Source organism: Allobosea sp. 10N428, from assembly GCF_056394545.1.
The window spans coordinates 323,382-335,741 of sequence record NZ_JBFTIC010000001.1 but is presented as its reverse complement, the minus strand read 5'-3'; the positions used below and the strand labels follow the sequence as shown (position 1 = coordinate 335,741).

Annotated in this window: 13 protein-coding genes; 7 read left to right on the top strand and 6 right to left on the bottom strand. The window is 66.2% G+C overall.

Going from position 1 to position 12,360, the window contains the following annotated elements; all coding sequences use genetic code 11:
• The first annotated feature begins 65 nt into the window (after positions 1–65).
• Positions 66–344: a PepSY domain-containing protein gene (locus AC1DDA_RS01620; protein ID WP_476794364.1), complete on the top strand. Its 279-nt coding sequence runs from the start codon at positions 66–68 to the stop codon at positions 342–344.
• Between the two features lie 108 nt (positions 345–452).
• Here the strand turns inward: AC1DDA_RS01620 and AC1DDA_RS01615 are convergent, their stop codons facing one another.
• Both AC1DDA_RS01615 and AC1DDA_RS01610 read right to left on the bottom strand, forming a co-directional pair.
• A complete protein-coding gene (locus AC1DDA_RS01615) occupies positions 453–1,613 on the bottom strand; it encodes a glycerophosphodiester phosphodiesterase (RefSeq protein WP_476794363.1) in 1,161 nt (386 codons plus the stop codon).
• 165 nt (positions 1,614–1,778) lie between these two features.
• Complete coding sequence (locus tag AC1DDA_RS01610; RefSeq protein WP_441511348.1) at positions 1,779–1,919, bottom strand: hypothetical protein; 141 nt, start codon at positions 1,917–1,919, stop codon at positions 1,779–1,781.
• Positions 1,920–2,103: 184 nt separating this feature from the next.
• On the opposite strand from AC1DDA_RS01610, the gene AC1DDA_RS01605 reads away from it, so the two are divergent.
• Together AC1DDA_RS01605 and guaA are read left to right on the top strand one after the other, a co-directional pair.
• On the top strand, positions 2,104–3,402 hold the full coding sequence (locus tag AC1DDA_RS01605; RefSeq protein ID WP_476794362.1) for an RsmB/NOP family class I SAM-dependent RNA methyltransferase: 1,299 nt from the start codon (positions 2,104–2,106) through the stop codon (positions 3,400–3,402).
• Positions 3,403–3,451: 49 nt separating this feature from the next.
• Positions 3,452–5,020, top strand: coding sequence for a glutamine-hydrolyzing GMP synthase (gene guaA / locus AC1DDA_RS01600; protein ID WP_476794361.1), 1,569 nt, complete (start codon positions 3,452–3,454; stop codon positions 5,018–5,020).
• An 80-nt stretch (positions 5,021–5,100) separates the two neighbouring features.
• On the opposite strand, the gene AC1DDA_RS01595 is transcribed toward guaA, so the two are convergent.
• Positions 5,101–6,018 carry an alpha/beta fold hydrolase gene (locus AC1DDA_RS01595; protein WP_476794360.1) on the bottom strand — a complete coding sequence of 306 codons (918 nt, stop codon included), beginning with the start codon at positions 6,016–6,018 and terminating at the stop codon, positions 5,101–5,103.
• Positions 6,019–6,180: 162 nt separating this feature from the next.
• Positions 6,181–7,086 (bottom strand): LysR family transcriptional regulator, encoded by a 906-nt coding sequence (locus tag AC1DDA_RS01590; RefSeq protein WP_476794359.1) that lies wholly within the window; start codon positions 7,084–7,086, stop codon positions 6,181–6,183.
• A 337-nt stretch (positions 7,087–7,423) separates the two neighbouring features.
• Between AC1DDA_RS01590 and AC1DDA_RS01585 the strand changes: the two genes are divergently transcribed.
• The gene (locus tag AC1DDA_RS01585) at positions 7,424–8,128 is read left to right on the top strand and encodes a glutathione S-transferase N-terminal domain-containing protein (RefSeq protein ID WP_476794358.1); all 705 of its coding nucleotides are present in this window, start codon (positions 7,424–7,426) and stop codon (positions 8,126–8,128) included.
• Between the two features lie 13 nt (positions 8,129–8,141).
• Here AC1DDA_RS01585 and AC1DDA_RS01580 read toward each other — a convergent pair whose 3' ends face one another.
• The gene (locus AC1DDA_RS01580) at positions 8,142–8,732 is read right to left on the bottom strand and encodes a phosphoribosyltransferase family protein (RefSeq protein ID WP_476794357.1); all 591 of its coding nucleotides are present in this window, start codon (positions 8,730–8,732) and stop codon (positions 8,142–8,144) included.
• Between the two features lie 124 nt (positions 8,733–8,856).
• Here AC1DDA_RS01580 and AC1DDA_RS01575 point away from each other — a divergent pair, with 124 nt between their 5' ends.
• The 3 genes from AC1DDA_RS01575 to AC1DDA_RS01565 all read left to right on the top strand — a co-directional run bounded on the left by AC1DDA_RS01575 (position 8,857) and on the right by AC1DDA_RS01565 (position 11,350).
• A complete protein-coding gene (locus tag AC1DDA_RS01575) occupies positions 8,857–9,213 on the top strand; it encodes an ArsC family reductase (protein ID WP_476794356.1) in 357 nt (118 codons plus the stop codon).
• A 185-nt stretch (positions 9,214–9,398) separates the two neighbouring features.
• Complete coding sequence (gene tgt / locus AC1DDA_RS01570; protein WP_476794355.1) at positions 9,399–10,568, top strand: tRNA guanosine(34) transglycosylase Tgt; 1,170 nt, start codon at positions 9,399–9,401, stop codon at positions 10,566–10,568.
• The gene (locus AC1DDA_RS01565; protein WP_476794354.1) at positions 10,565–11,350 is read left to right on the top strand and encodes a hypothetical protein; all 786 of its coding nucleotides are present in this window, start codon (positions 10,565–10,567) and stop codon (positions 11,348–11,350) included. Before tgt ends, AC1DDA_RS01565 begins: the two co-directional genes overlap by 4 nt.
• Here the strand turns inward: AC1DDA_RS01565 and AC1DDA_RS01560 are convergent.
• A complete protein-coding gene (locus AC1DDA_RS01560) occupies positions 11,294–12,250 on the bottom strand; it encodes a DMT family transporter (RefSeq protein WP_476794353.1) in 957 nt (318 codons plus the stop codon). The two genes, AC1DDA_RS01565 and AC1DDA_RS01560, sit on opposite strands and share 57 nt — an antisense overlap.
• Between the last annotated feature and the right edge of the window lie 110 nt (positions 12,251–12,360).

The following is a 12,360-nucleotide window of genomic DNA, read 5'->3' as shown; positions in this document are numbered from 1 at the left end:
AGGTGAAGCCTTCTACGGAACGAGTCTTCGTCCGGTGCGTTGATGGCGCAAACGGAGGATACGCGATGAAACGTTTTGTTCCAGTCATTGCTGTTGCTCTTCTGGCGAGCAGCGGCGCCTATGCTCAGTCGATCAACATCGGTCCAGGTGGCGTGAGCGTCGACCCCCGTACCCCCCATGAACGGGCAATCGATCGCGAGATGCGTCAGGACCGTTATGATCGCACGCGTGAACGCGAGTGGCGCCGCGCCAACTACTATCGCGGCGACGATTGCCGCACCGTCACAACCGAGCGTGAGACGCCGCGCGGCGTCGTGAGGCGCACGACCCGCGTTTGCGATTGACCGATTTGAAGGGGAGCGGGCGAGAAGCCCGCTGAAGGCCAGGCCCCGTGGCGAATTTCGCCGCGGGGCTTGGCTTGTCCGGCTGTCGGCCTCGTCCGACGGGATGGCTTACTTCGCGTCGCGCGCCTTCACGGCCTGATCCGAGAAATCCGAAAACAGGCCATCGATGCCGAGCGCGAAGAATGCCTTGTACTCGGCCGCGGCGTCGCCCTTGAAGTCCGAGGTCAGCCGCTTGGGCTCGCTGCGGAAGGTCCAGGTGTGGACCAGAAGGCCGGCGGCATGGGCGTCCTTGACCACATTCGTCGGCGCGATCAGCGTGCGGTCCTGCTCGTCGATCTTGCCGTCACCGTTGAGATCCTTCGGCTTGCCGTCCTCGCCAATGGTCTGCTTGCCAGCAAGGATATAGGGCTTCCAGGGGCCGACGCCGTCGGCGTAGGTCGCGATCTCCTTGAGCCCTTCAGCGGAGAGCATGTCCTGGAAAGTCCGCTTGTCGCCGAGCACCGCGAAGTCATAGGGGCGGTCGAACGGCGCCACGAGAGTCACCTTGCCGTCCTTGTCGACATCGTCGCCGTCGACGAGCTGCACGAGGCGCAACTGCGTCTTCTTGCGCAGGTATTTCAGATTCCCGGTCTCGAAGCTCTGGATGAACACCGGCGAGGTCTTCTCGGTCCAGCCGGCCGCCTTGAGCATGTCGAGCAGCTTGTCCTCGAAGGCGAGGCCCAGCGAGGCGTGATAGGTCGGGTGCTTGGTCTCGGGATAGATGCCGATGGTGCGGCCGGTCCGGGCGCTTTCCGACTTGGCGAGGTCGATCACCTCCTGAAACGCCGGAATCTGGTACTTGCCGTTATGCGACTGGTCGCGATCGGCGAAGGCCTGCTTGGCACGCAGGGTCTTGATCTCGGCCAGGGCGAAGTCGTTGGCGAACCAGTCGGTGGTGTCGATGCCGTCGACCTTGCGCGTCGTCTTGCGATTGGCGAATTCCGGCCGGTCGGCGATGTCGGTGGTGCCGCTCAGCATCGGCTCGTGCCGCACGACCAGGACGCCGTCCTTAGTTGAAACCAGGTCGGGCTCGATGAAATCCGCTCCCATTTCGATGGCGAGCTTGTAGCCCTCGATCGTGTGCTCGGGCATGTAGCCGCTGGCGCCGCGATGGGCGATGATCAGGGGCTTGCGGCTGTTGGAAGCGGATGCCTGCTGGGCGAGCGCCGCAAGCGGCTGCATGGCCAGCGCGGCGAGAAGCGATGTCGAGAGAAGCAGCGTTTTTTTCATGGTTTGACCCGGCTCGCGGAAATGCGCGCGAAGTTAGGTCGAGTGATGTGACAGCCCCATGAAAAGATTGCTTCGTTTTGCCGTCAGCTCAGGCGCCATGCGGCGGCCGACAAAAAAGCCCGCGCCGGCAATACCGGGCGCGGGCTCGTTCGTATCGGTGTCGGATCAGCGGCGGTTCTCGAGGGAGGTCTTCGCGTCGAGGCGCTTGGAGGCCGGCGGCGTGAAGTCCTGCTGCGGCTGGGTTGCGCAAGCGGCAAGGCCGAAGGCGACAAGGCTCAGAATGACGATGCGGCTGGCGCTTTTCATGTGCGGATATCCTGATGGCCGCGAGATGCGGTTGCATCGTCTTTCCCCTTGTGAAACGAGCGCGTCAAGTGCATGCCGCATGGGGCACTATGCCTCGGCGTGATATTTGAACCGGTCGAAGCACACTACACTCACCGCCTTGCGGGCGCCGGGCCTGAGCGGCCTGCGCCAGGATTGAAGCACCATGACGCCAGCCGCCCGGATCAGTGCCGCCATAGAGGTGCTGCAGGACATCATCGAGCGCCGCCGCCCGGCAGCCGATGCGCTGAAGGATTGGGGGCTGTCGCGTCGCTTCGCCGGTTCGAAGGACCGCGCCGCCATCGCTTCGCTCGTCTACGATGCCCTGCGGCGCAAGGCCTCGTCCAGCTATGCGATGGCGTCCGAAGAGCCCCGCGGGCTGGTGCTCGGCATGCTCGCCGGGCTGCGCGGCCTGCCCCTCGACGAGATCGCCGCCCTGTTCTCCGGCGAGAATCACGCGCCCGCTCCGCTCACGGCCGATGAGACCGCACTCCTGACCGCCTTCTCGGACGACGGGGCGCCCGCCTGGGTGCGGGCGGACGTGCCCGAATGGCTCTGGCCGTCGTTCGAGGCCGGCTTCGGTGAAGCTGCGATGGCGGAAGGGCAGGCGCTGGCCGCCCGTGCGCCGATCGACCTGCGCGTCAACCGCCTGAAGGCCGGCCGCGACGACGTTCTCCGGGATCTTTCCCATCACCAGCCGGAGACCGGCGCCTGGTCTCCCGATGCGCTGCGCTTCCAGCCGGGCCATGACGGGCGCGGCCCCTCGCTGCAGACCGAACCCGGCTTCTTCGCCGGCGCCTTCGAGGTTCAGGACGAAGGCTCGCAGCTGGTGACATTGCTCGCCGGCGCGCGGCCTGGCCAGACCGTGATCGATCTCTGCGCGGGGGCAGGGGGCAAGACGCTCGCGCTCGCTGCGCTGATGGCCAATCGCGGCAGTCTCTACGCCACCGATCTCGATAGCCGCCGGCTCGCACCGCTGCATGACCGCGTGGCCCGCTCGGGCGCGAGCATCGTCGAGGTGCGCATTCCGCGTTCGCGCGGCCATGAGCCCTTCGCTGACATCGCCGGACAGGCCGATCTCGTGCTGGTCGATGCGCCCTGCACCGGCTCCGGCACCTGGCGGCGCAACCCGGATGCGAAATGGCGTGTGCGCCCCGGCGCGCTGGCCGAACGGATCAAGGATCAGGCCGAGGTGTTGGCGCGCGCGGCCAAGCTGGTGCGCCCCGGTGGGCGCATCGCCTACATCACCTGCTCCATGCTGCCTGAGGAGAATGACGAGGCGATCCGTGCCTTTCTTGGCCGCCATCCCGGCTTCGCACCGGTCGCGCCGATCGACGTGCTCAAGGGGGCGGAGAGCGACTTCTCCCTGCTCGCCCGCTTCGCCACCGAATTCGGCCTGCAGCTCTCGCCGCGACGCACGGGCACGGACGGGTTCTATCTGGCTTGCCTCCAGCGCGGGGACTGAGGCTGCTACAGCCGTTGCGCGCGCCCGCACGATCCATTAACGGAACGCGATGACGAGCGCTCAGCCCCATCACGACTCCATTCTCATCATCGATTTCGGCTCGCAGGTGACGCAGCTGATCGCGCGGCGCATCCGCGAGATCGGCGTCTACTGCGAGATCGCCCCGTTCCAGTCCGCTTCCGAGGCCTTTGCCCGCATGAAGCCGAAGGGCGTGATCTTCTCCGGCGGCCCCGCTTCGGTGCCGGATGAGGGGAGCCCGCGAGCTCCCGAAGCGGTCTTCTCGGCCAATATCCCGCTCATGGGCATCTGCTACGGCCAGCAGACCATGGCACACCAGCTCGGCGGCAAGGTCGAGGGCGGACACGCTGCCGAGTTCGGCCGCGCCGATGTCGAGATCGTCACCCCCTCGGCACTGTTCGAAGGCGTCTGGGAAGAGGGCGGTCGCTATCCGGTCTGGATGAGCCATGGCGACCGGGTGACGCAACTTCCCGCCGGGTTCACCGTCAAGGCGACCTCCGAGAACGCCCCTTATGCCGTGGCGAGCGACGAGACCAGGCGCTTCTACACCACGATGTTCCACCCCGAAGTGGTTCACACGCCCGACGGCGGAAAGCTGCTGCGGAATTTCGTCGTCGAGATCTGCGGCTGCAAGCCGGACTGGAGCATGTCGGCCTATCGCGCCGAGATGCAAAAGAAGATCCGCGAGCAGGTCGGCACCGGCCGCGTCATCTGCGGGCTCTCCGGCGGCGTCGACTCGGCGGTCGCGGCGGTGCTGATCCATGAGGCGATCGGCGACCAGCTCACCTGCGTCTTCGTCGATCACGGCCTGATGCGGATGAACGAGGCCGAGGAGGTCGTCCGCCTGTTCAGGGATCATTACAACATTCCGCTCGTCCACGTTGAGGCGGAGGAGCTTTTCCTCTCCGAGCTGGAGAAGGTCGGTCCCGATCCGGAAGCCAAGCGCAAGACCATCGGCCGGCTCTTCATCGAGGTCTTCGATGCCGAGGCCGCCAAGCTCGGCGGCGCTGATTTCCTGGCGCAGGGCACGCTCTACCCGGACGTGATCGAGAGCGTCTCCTTCTCCGGCGGCCCCTCGGTGACGATCAAGAGCCATCACAATGTCGGCGGCCTGCCCGAGCGCATGAAGATGAAGCTCGTCGAGCCGCTGCGCGAGCTCTTCAAGGATGAGGTTCGCGTTCTCGGCCGCGAGCTCGGCCTGCCCGAGGCCTTCGTCGGCCGCCACCCCTTCCCGGGGCCGGGCCTCGCCATTCGCTGCCCCGGCGAGATCACCAAGGAGAAGCTCGACATCCTGCGCAAGGCGGATGCGATCTATCTCGACGAAATTCGCAAGGCGGGCTTGTACGACGTGATCTGGCAGGCCTTCGCCGTGCTGCTGCCGGTCCGCACCGTCGGCGTGATGGGTGATTACCGCACCTACGACCATGTCTGCGCGCTGCGCGCCGTGACCTCGGTCGACGGTATGACGGCGGATTTCTATCCCTTCGACATGAACTTCCTCGGGCGCGCCGCGACCCGCATCATCAACGAGGTCAAGGGCATCAACCGCGTCGTCTACGACGTGACGAGCAAGCCCCCCGGCACGATCGAATGGGAGTGATCTGGGCCTGGCGGGACAAGGGCAGGCCCCGCGGCTAGCCCTTGTTGCTCCTTTGCCGCGGAGTTCGATCCGGATACGCGTCAGGGCGTCTTGTCGAGGAAGGCGCGGATCATCCGGGTCGTGGCTTGCGGGTTCTCCTCCATGATCCAGTGCCCTGAATCCGGCACGATGCCCTCGGTCACGTCGGTCGCCGCGGCGCGCATCACGACGGCCATCGTCGGGCCAAAGGACTTCTCGCCGCCGATCGCCAGAACAGGCATTGTGAGCTTTCCGCCCGCGGCGAGATTCTTCCGGTTGTCGATCGCGTCCTGATCGAATGCGGCGAACTGCGCGAAGCCCGCATGCATCGCGCCGGGCAGGGCATAGAGCTTGGCATAATGCTCGCGCGAGGCTTCGGTGAAGCGGCTGGGTGTTGCCGAAAACTCGTTCCAGAAGCGGTCGAGATAGATGCGCTCGCGCCCGGCCACCAACCGCTCCATATCCGGGCCGCCGAAGCGGAAATGCCAGAGCAGGGGGTTCTTGAGGATCTCGTCCCAGGGGCCGACACCCGGCACCGGCGCGTCGATGAGGGCGAAGCGGCGGACACGCTGCGGCTGCTGCGTGGCGAAGGCAAATCCGACCATGTTGCCGATGTCATGCGTCACCAGATCGGCGCGTTCGATCTTGAGTCTGTCGAGGACGCCGGCCACGTCACCGGCCTGCGTCAGCTTGTCGTAGCCTGATTGCGGCTTCGACGAGAGCCCGAGCCCGCGCAGATCGGGCACGACCACGGTGTGGTCGCGGGCGAGGTCAGCCGCCATAGGCGCCCACATGTCACCGGTCTCGCCATAGCCGTGGATCAGAACGACGGCTGGTCCCGTGCCACCGACCCGGACATGGATCGTTGCGCCATTGGTCTGAATCTCCTGCGTCGCGAACGAGGCTGGGAAGGCCGGAACCTGCGCGGTCGCAGGCGCGGCGAAGGCGAGGGCTCCGAGAGCCAGGACGAACTTCAGCATCATATTCTCCCACCGATCGGGAGGGCGGTCCCTGCGACCGTCGCTTTCAGCCCCGTTGGCTCGTTTCAATTAAGGCTGGGACCGCGTCCGGATTAGCCTGCCAAAAGCGGTCCTAATTTCCGAGAAAGCCGAACAATTGTGCTTCGGTTCGCGGCCATGGTGTCAAGGCACGCCATCTTCCCAATAGGGCGGATCGCCAAATGTGGCTTGCAGATGGGCCGCGACCGCGCGCAGCTTCGCGGACGGCCGGCGACCTTCTGGGTGCGCGAGATAGATGAATTCCGACACCGGCAGGACGCCGACATCGATGATCTGAAGCCGGCCCTGGCGGATATCCGGCCCGGCGATGAAGAGGGGCAACAACGCAATGCCGAGACCGGCGAGGGCGGCGTCGCGCATCATGTCGCCATTGTTCACCCGGAGCCCGAACGCTGCGCGCACGACCTCGAGTCCTTGCGGCGTTGCGAAGCGCCAGTCCGACGCGCCGCGGTTCGTGTAGAAGATGCCCTTGTGTGCATGGAGCTCCGCCGTGGTCGCGGGGATACCGCAGCGCGCGAGATACGCGGCCGATGCGACCAGCATCCGGCGGCTCGGCGCCAGACGCCAGATCATCAGGCGGGAATCTGCGATAGCTCCGTGGCGCACCACGCCGTCATAGACGCCCGAGGCGATATCGACTCGCCGGTCGTCAAGGTCGAGCGTCAGCTCGATTCCGGGATTGGCGGCGAGAAAAGGGTAGAGCGCCGGGCCCAGATGCATCCGCCCGAAGGTGACCGGCGCCGCGATCCGCATCGGACCGCTGAGCGCCCCGCGGCGCTCGGCGAGATCCGTCGTCGCATCCGACACTTCGCGCAGAATGCGCCTCGCGCGCTCGAGGAAAGCAAGGCCGTCCTCAGTCACCGACATCCTGCGCGTTGTGCGATGCAGCAGAGTTGCTCCGAGGCCGCGTTCCAGCTCCGCGAGCCTCTCGCTGATCACCGATTTCGACAGGCTGAGCCGGCGCGCCGCCTCGCTGATCGAGCCTTCCTCGGCGACCGCCACGAAGCTCGCGATGCCGTCCAGCTTCATTGTTCGAGCTATCCGGAAAATCGGCCAATCCGCGGAGCATAAGCGGGACCTGCCGCCCGCGCCAGATCGCAGGCAGCKAAAGGTCAATGGCGAGGACATGGCACCCGCATCGGGTAGAAAGCGAGGCGCAAATGCTGCCCGCCTATGCCGGTGATGCCGTCGTACCCCACGCGCGGCGTGACGATGAGCTTCGGACCCCGCAGCGCTGTCGGTCCATGATGTTGCGGGCAGCTGCGCAAATCGCCTTTGCGCGAGCCGCGATGCTAGCCCGTTGCTTTGGGCGCGTCCGGCTCTATCGTCCTGCGCCGAAGCTCTCCCGATTCAACCGGAGCCCCCGATGGCCGATCTCTCCGCTTTCCCGATCACCAAGCGCTGGCCCGCCAGCCACCCCGACCGCATCCAGCTCTATTCGCTGCCGACGCCGAACGGCGTGAAGGTTTCGATCGCGCTCGAGGAGCTGGAGCTGCCTTACGAGCCGCATCTCATCGACATCGGCAAGAACGAGACCTGGGGCCCGGAATTCCTCTCGCTCAATCCGAACGGCAAGATTCCCGCGATCATCGATCCGAACGGGCCGGACGGAAAGCCGCTTGGCCTGTGGGAATCGGGCGCGATCCTGCTCTACCTCGCCGAGAAGACCGGCAGGCTCCTGCCCCGGGATCCAGCGCAGCGCTACGAGACCGTCCAATGGGTGTTCTTCCAGATGGCGGCGATCGGCCCGATGTTCGGCCAGCTCGGCTTCTTCCATAAGTTCGCCGGCCGCGAATACGAGGACAAGCGCCCGCGCGACCGCTACGCCAATGAAAGCAAGCGCCTGCTCGGCGTGCTGGAGGACAGGTTCGCAACCCGCACCTGGGTCATGGGCGACGAATATACCATCGCCGACATCTCCATGCTCGGCTGGGTGCGCAATCTCGTCGGCTTCTACGGCGCCGGCGAGCTCGTCGACTACGCCAGCCTGACGCATGTGCCGATCTGGCTGGAGCGTTGCCTGTCGCGGCCAGCCGTGCAGCGCGGCCTCGACAGCCCCAAGCGCCCTTGAGCTGCGCTCAGTCTCAGGAGCTCTCGCTGGAGGCCGATGCGGACTGAACTGGCGCCAGCCTTTCCAGGGCGTGCACCGAGATGCCGCCCTGGGCCAGCCGCTCGCGGCCTCCCAGCCCTTCGAGCTCGAAGACGAAGAGCGCTTGCGCGCAGCGCGCACCCAGACGGCGCAGCAACTGCGCCGTCGCCAGCACGGTCCCGCCCGTAATGAGGCAGTCGTCGATGATGGTGACGTTGCGCCCGTCGAGCCGATGGCCTTTCGACAGGGCGACACCATTGCCGAGTTCATAATTGGCGGCGAGGCTGCGGACGACGTCGGCACGGATCGAGCCGACCTTGCGGATGTCGATGAAGCCGAGGCCGTTGCGCAGCGCCAGCGCGCCCGCAAAGCCGAGACCGCCGATGTCGATCCCGGCAAGAAGATCGGTTTCCTCGCCAAGACGGTCTGCGAGCGCGTCGCAGGCTGTCTTCATCCAGCGGCCGTCGCAGGTGAAGGTTGTCGCATCCGGAAAATCGATGCCGGCGACCGGATGGTCCTTCCAGCGGCGATGGGGAAAAGCAGGCGGAGCTGGCGTCTTCTGCGCGCAGGCCGAGACGGTATCCATGCTATCTCCCGCCGGTATCAGACGATGTTGCCCGCCATGTCATGCCTGCTTGCAGCGCTGATGACAAACCCCGATGACTGGCGGGCCGCATAGGCAGCGATGTTTCACATAGTCGGACGAAGGCATGACGATCACCATCTACGGCATCAAGAACTGCGACACGATGAAGAAGGCGCGCAGCTGGCTGGACGGCCATGGCGCTCCTCACGCCTTCCACGACTACAAGGCGAGCGGGATCGACAAGGCCTCGCTCGAGCGCTGGGTGAAGGAGCATGGCTGGGAGACGGTGCTGAACCGCGCCGGCACGACCTTTCGTGCGTTGCCCGATGCTGAAAAGCAGGGGCTCGATGCGGCCAAGGCCGTCGCCCTGATGCTGGCCCAGCCCTCGATGATCAAGCGCCCGGTGCTCGATCTCGGCAAGGGCAAGACGATCGTCGGCTTCAAGCCCGAGATCTACGAGGTGGCGCTGGCGAAGGGGTGAGTCTTCCCGGCTGCCGTCATTCTCGGGCGGCGCGGAGCGCCGATCCGAGACCTCTTGCCGAAAAGGGCTCAGGGAGCTCTCGGGTCATGAGATGCTCGGGTCAAGCCCGAGCATGACGGCGAGGGACCGCCGCCCGGCGCGCGTAGCTCTTCCCTAAATCCCCGCGCTGCTCTACCTCGCAGCCCATGACCGTTCAGCCCAAGATCATCGACCCGCAGGCGCCGGAACCCGCCGCCACGGAGTTCACCTTCCATGTCGCCGCCCGCGACGGTGCCGCCCGCACCGGCGCGATCAGCATGCCGCGGGGCGTCATCCGCACGCCTGCCTTCATGCCGGTCGGTACCGCCGCCACCGTCAAGGGCATGTATCCCGAGCAGGTGAGGGCGCTCGGCGCCGATGTCGTGCTCGGCAACACCTATCACCTCATGCTCCGCCCGGGTGCCGAGCGTGTTGCTAAGCTCGGCGGGCTGCACAAATTCATGAACTGGCCGCACCCGATCCTGACCGATTCCGGCGGCTTCCAGGTGATGTCGCTGTCGCAGCTCCGGAAATTGACCGAGGAGGGCGTCACCTTCCAGTCGCATATCGACGGCTCGAAGCATGTGCTGACGCCCGAGCGCTCGGTCGAGATCCAGAACCTGCTCGGCTCCGACATCGTGATGCAGCTCGACGAATGCGTCGCGCTACCTTGCGAGGAGAGGGTTGCGGAGAAGGCGATGCGCCTGTCTTTGCGTTGGGCCGAGCGTTGCAAGGTCGCGTTCGGAGACCATCCGGGGCGCGCGTTGTTCGGCATCGTGCAGGGCGGGGACGTGCCGCATCTGCGCGTCGAGAGCGCGCGTTCGCTCGCCGCCATGGACCTGAAGGGTTATGCCGTCGGCGGGTTGGCCGTGGGAGAGCCGCAGGACGTGATGCTGGCGATGATCGAGACGGTCGAGCCGCACCTCCCGCAGGAGAAGCCGCGCTATCTGATGGGCGTCGGCACGCCCGACGACATCGTCCAGTCGGTCGCGCGCGGTATCGACATGTTCGACTGCGTGATGCCAACCCGCGCCGGACGCCACGGCCAGATCTTCACGCGCTTCGGCCGGATGAACCTGAAGAACGCCAAGCATGCCGAGGACCCGCGCCCGGTCGACGAGCAATCCTTCTGCCCGGCCGCCAATAGCTGGTCGCGCGCCTATCTGCATCACCTCGTCAAGGCCGAGGAGATGCTCGGCAAGATGCTGCTGACCTGGGTGAACCTCGCCTATTATCAGGATCTGATGGCGGGCCTGCGCGCCGCCATCGCCGCCGGCCGCCTCGACGATTTCGTCGCCGAGACCAAGGAAGGCTGGGAGCGGGGCGAGCCGGCTTGAGCGCAGGCCTCGCTCTTCTGCCGATCAAGATGGCGATCGCCGCTTCGGTGGTGGTCGGCTGTTCCCTTCTAGCCGAGCGCACCGGACCGCTGGTCGCGGCGATGATCGCAACGCTGCCGATCTCGCTCGGGCCAGTGCTCGTTTTCCTCGCGCTCGATCACGACGCCGCTTTCATTGCCGCCAGCGCGCTGGGCACGATGAATGCCAATGTTACCCATGCCGCTTTCATCTTGAGCTATGTGCTCCTGGCTCAGCATCTGACGATGCTGCCCTCGCTCGTGACCGCCGGGGCCGTCTGGGTTCTCGTGCTGGTCGGCGTGCGCAGCCTGGCCCTGCCGGTGTTGCCGCTCGCCGGACTGACCGTCCTTGCCTTCTGCGTGGTGCATCTGCTGGTGCGGTCCTATCTCTCTGTCCGCACGACCGGGCCCATCGCGCTCTCGCGCTTTGCTATTCCGATCAGGGCCGGCGGCGTTGCGCTGCTGGCGGGAGCCGTCACGGCTGCGAGCGACCGGGTCGGGCCGCTCTGGTCCGGTGTCCTTGCCGGTTTGCCCATCGTCCTGTCGAGCCTGATCGTCATCCTGCATCCCCGCATCGGCGGGAAGGCGACCGCCGCGGTGATCGGCAACGGGGCGCTTGGGCTGCTCGGCACGGGGCTGGGGCTCGCCGTCGTGCACCTGCTGGCGGTGCCGTTCGGCACATGGACGGCGCTTGCGTCGGGACTCGTCTTAACGGTTGGCTGGAACCTGTTCCTGACCGGCCTTGCGCGCCGGCTTGCGCCATGAGGCGACGAACAGGCCGGCGATGATCAGCATGATGCCGACGAGTTGCAGCGAGGAGGGGATCTCGCCCAGCACCGGGATCGCAAGCAGCGTACCTGTGACCGGGATCAGCGGCGGGAAGCGCCCGACGACCGCAGGCCCAAGTACATGCGCCGCCCAGCCCCAGATCCACAGGCCGATGATCACGTTGGCCACGCCCTGATACAGCGCGTGCAGCGACAGCACCCACCAGGGCGCGATATCGAAGCCGCGGAAGAAGAACAGGGCATAGATCGGCAGCCATACCAGCGACAGCACCGAGACGACGGCCGCGGCGCGCAGGCCATCGACCTTCCAGAGCTGGATCATCAGCGGATAGAAGCCCCAGAGCAGGCCGACGCCAAGGAACATCAGATCGCCGCGCAGCGTGCTGGCGCTCGAGCCGCTGGTACCGGCGATAGCGAGGCAGACCAGCCCGGCGAGCACGCCACAGATGCCGATGACGAGATTGCGTGTGAGCACCGCGCCGAACAGCACGATCGAGCCGATGATGCCGATGAGCGTCACGGTGCCCGGTCCGATGGTGGCGCCATGGGCGGCCGGCGCCAGCGTAAGGCCCATCAGCATCAGGAAAGTCATCGGGAAGCCGCCGGACAGCGCCAGCAGCAAGCCGCGACGCCACCCCATGCCCCCGCAGCTCGCGATGCCCGGCCGCAGGAAGAGTGGCAGGAGCAGGAGGCCGGCCGTGCCAAAGCGCAGTGCCAGCAGGTCGTATGGCGTGATGCCGTGCAGCACGGCATGGCGGCTGATGGCGAAGTTCGAGCCGAAGATCAGGACGCTGAGCAGCATCCCGGTTACAGCCAGCCTGCGCCGGCGGCGCTCCTTGTCGTGAGGCGCAGGAAGGCTGACGACGCGCTGATCCATGCGCTGGCATAGCGTGGATTGCTGCGGTGCCGTTACCGGCCATTGTGCATGGCACCTGCGCCTGCGGCGACGAACCGCAATTGCGCCGCGTTTCGGCCCCGCTGGCGCCG

Coding starts and splice junctions, on each gene's coding strand:
- AC1DDA_RS01595 (WP_476794360.1), bottom strand. CDS start 6,018: ATGCTGAAGTTCGTCCTGGCTCTCGGAGCCCTCGCCTTCGCCGCGCCT.
- guaA (WP_476794361.1), top strand. CDS start 3,452: ATGACGAGCGCTCAGCCCCATCACGACTCCATTCTCATCATCGATTTC.
- tgt (WP_476794355.1), top strand. CDS start 9,399: ATGACCGTTCAGCCCAAGATCATCGACCCGCAGGCGCCGGAACCCGCC.
- AC1DDA_RS01580 (WP_476794357.1), bottom strand. CDS start 8,732: ATGGATACCGTCTCGGCCTGCGCGCAGAAGACGCCAGCTCCGCCTGCT.
- AC1DDA_RS01575 (WP_476794356.1), top strand. CDS start 8,857: ATGACGATCACCATCTACGGCATCAAGAACTGCGACACGATGAAGAAG.
- AC1DDA_RS01610 (WP_441511348.1), bottom strand. CDS start 1,919: ATGAAAAGCGCCAGCCGCATCGTCATTCTGAGCCTTGTCGCCTTCGGC.
- AC1DDA_RS01615 (WP_476794363.1), bottom strand. CDS start 1,613: ATGAAAAAAACGCTGCTTCTCTCGACATCGCTTCTCGCCGCGCTGGCC.
- AC1DDA_RS01590 (WP_476794359.1), bottom strand. CDS start 7,086: ATGAAGCTGGACGGCATCGCGAGCTTCGTGGCGGTCGCCGAGGAAGGC.
- AC1DDA_RS01585 (WP_476794358.1), top strand. CDS start 7,424: ATGGCCGATCTCTCCGCTTTCCCGATCACCAAGCGCTGGCCCGCCAGC.
- AC1DDA_RS01620 (WP_476794364.1), top strand. CDS start 66: ATGAAACGTTTTGTTCCAGTCATTGCTGTTGCTCTTCTGGCGAGCAGC.
- AC1DDA_RS01560 (WP_476794353.1), bottom strand. CDS start 12,250: ATGGATCAGCGCGTCGTCAGCCTTCCTGCGCCTCACGACAAGGAGCGC.
- AC1DDA_RS01605 (WP_476794362.1), top strand. CDS start 2,104: ATGACGCCAGCCGCCCGGATCAGTGCCGCCATAGAGGTGCTGCAGGAC.